Origin of the sequence: Sphingomonas sp. Sph1(2015) (assembly GCF_001970915.1) — a bacterium.
Lineage (GTDB): Bacteria > Pseudomonadota > Alphaproteobacteria > Sphingomonadales > Sphingomonadaceae > Sphingomonas > Sphingomonas parapaucimobilis.
The window spans coordinates 1-1,641 of record NZ_MQUI01000103.1 but is presented as its reverse complement, the minus strand read 5'-3'; the positions used below and the strand labels follow the sequence as shown (position 1 = coordinate 1,641).

Annotated in this window: 2 protein-coding genes; one reads left to right on the top strand and one right to left on the bottom strand. The window is 62.6% G+C overall.

All coding sequences use genetic code 11. The features are described from left to right. The first annotated feature begins 193 nt into the window (after positions 1-193). Positions 194-748 (top strand): dCTP deaminase, encoded by a 555-nt coding sequence (dcd, locus tag BSZ14_RS18680; RefSeq protein WP_042486309.1) that lies wholly within the window; start codon positions 194-196, stop codon positions 746-748. Between the two features lie 103 nt (positions 749-851). On the opposite strand, the gene BSZ14_RS18675 is transcribed toward dcd, so the two are convergent. After that, entirely contained in the window at positions 852-1,211 is a 360-nt protein-coding gene (locus BSZ14_RS18675) for a tetratricopeptide repeat protein (protein WP_042486241.1), read from the bottom strand. Positions 1,212-1,641: the final 430 nt, after the last annotated feature.

Genomic DNA, 1,641 nt, shown 5'->3' with positions numbered 1-1,641 from the left:
TATGAGGACCAGGACGCGCGGATCTCCATCTTGGCCAATGACCTTGCGTCAAAAGGCCGGATACGTTTTCGCAGACTGATCAGAATAGCTGACACAAACCGCTTGCCGACGGGGCGGGCCATACGTTTTACGGTTGCCGCTTGCCCTGCCCCCGCGATCCGGCGATGAGCGCCCAAACCTGAAGGAATTGAAGATGTCGATCCTGTCCGACCGCTGGATTCGCGAAGCCGCGCAGACCCAAGGCATGATCGAACCGTTCGTCGAGAGCCAGCGCCGCGACGGCTGCATCAGCTATGGCCTGTCATCCTACGGTTATGACGCGCGGGTGGCGGACGAATTCAAGATCTTCACCAATGTCGACAGCGCGGTCGTCGACCCCAAGGACTTCGCGTCGAACAGCTTTGTCGACCGCAAGACCGATTGCTGCATCATCCCGCCCAACAGCTTCGCGCTGGCGCGGACCGTCGAATATTTCCGGGTGCCGCGCGACGTGCTGGTCATCTGCCTCGGCAAATCGACCTATGCGCGGTGCGGGATCATCGTGAACGTCACGCCCCTGGAGCCGGGCTGGGAGGGCCATGTGACGCTGGAATTTTCCAACACCACGCCGCTGCCCGCCAAGATCTACGCCAATGAAGGCGCCTGCCAGTTCCTCTTCCTGAAGGGCAACGAACCCTGCGAAACCAGCTATGCCGACCGGGCGGGCAAATATATGGGCCAGCGCGGGGTTACGCTGCCTCGCTTATAATAAGGATTTAAGCAAGGGCGGGCTGGCGCGGTATCCTGTCGGTCCGCGCCTCGCCGACCGGGCATGTCCAGACGCAGCAGCGCCCGGACCTGCCCTTATCGCTTTACCGCGCGGCGATCGCCTGCGGCAGATGGCGCAGGCCCGTGCGGGCCACGGTGTGCGACGACAGGATCGCCCCCGACGGCATATCCATCGCAATGGCCTTTTCCTGCAGCACCGCATCGTACAGCGCGCGCGCATCGGCGGCGCGGCCGGTCTTGGCATAGACTGCGGCGAGGTTGAGCATCAGTTCCGGGCTGTTCGGATCGGTGCGACGTTCTGCAAGCAGAGTCCGCTCGGCGGCGGTGAAATTGCCCGCCGCGATTTCCTGAAACCCCGTGCGCTGCGGCCAAGAATCCTGGGCCATGGCCGGGGTCGCCATGCCCGCCGCCGCCACAAGCAACACCGAAAACAGTCCACGCATATCCCGCCTCCTATGTTTCACTTTTGTGACTGGAGAGTGTCACTTTTGTGAAACGTGCGCAAGCGGCGAAAGATGCGCAATTATGGGGCGATGCAAATGGTCGTGGGGCGGCGTTTCCATGCTCCCGCCTCGACGGGGTTTGGAGTCCGTCGGACGCGTTGAATGTATTCGTTGCTTCAGCGACTGGCCTACCTGGCCATCATCGTGTGCCGGGGATGAGGAGGGAGCGCAGGGCGTGGCCTTCGACTGCGCTCAGGCTGAACGGAATGAGGGTACAATCCTATCACCCGTGGAGAGGAATGGGGCACGGCCTTAGACTGCAACGGCAATGCCTTGAGCCAATATGAGCCCCTCCCCTTAAGGGAGGGGTTGGGGTGGGGCCTCTCCACGGACGCCTCGCCTGCGGATACGCCCCACCCCCGTCCCCTCC

Bases quoted from the DNA above. Each gene is read 5' to 3' on its own strand.
- dcd (WP_042486309.1), top strand. From the start codon at position 194: ATGTCGATCCTGTCCGACCGCTGGATTCGCGAAGCCGCGCAGACCCAA.
- BSZ14_RS18675 (WP_042486241.1), bottom strand. From the start codon at position 1,211: ATGCGTGGACTGTTTTCGGTGTTGCTTGTGGCGGCGGCGGGCATGGCG.